Below are 502 nucleotides of genomic sequence, written 5' to 3'. Positions count from 1 at the left end.
GGCGGCAGTTGCCGACAAGTTTGATGATGAAAGTATTGAGAACGATGGGGCGTGGCTGAGTCGGTTGAGCGATTTACAAAGTTATGATGAAGCCGTGGTATTGGACGTGACCGCGAGCAAAGAGTTGGCGCAACGTTATGTTGATATCGCTCAGCAAGGCATCCATTTAATTTCTGCTAACAAAGTTGCAGGCTCTGCCGACAGTCAGTACTACCATCAAGTCCAAGATGCATTCGCGAAAATCGGTCGTTACTGGCTCTACAACGCGACGGTTGGGGCTGGGTTACCTATCAACCATACCGTGCGAGATCTGCGTGAAAGTGGTGACGAGATTGTGGCATTATCCGGAATCTTCTCGGGAACACTTTCTTGGCTGTTCCAGCAGTTTGATGGCTCGGTGCCGTTTAATGAGTTGGTCGATTTAGCGTGGCAACAAGGATTAACAGAACCGGATCCGCGTGCTGATTTAGATGGTTCGGATGTCATGCGTAAACTGGTTATC

At 49.2% G+C, this 502-nt stretch carries 1 pseudogene; it reads left to right on the top strand.

The annotated features are described in order from the left end of the window. Nucleotides 1–502, top strand: a pseudogene (gene metL / locus R7Q48_RS31640) (bifunctional aspartate kinase/homoserine dehydrogenase II); the annotation flags it as partial.

Source organism: Vibrio sp. 378 (assembly GCF_033339435.1).
The sequence above is the reverse complement of the archived record's forward strand: the minus strand, read 5'-3'. Positions and strand labels throughout refer to the sequence as shown.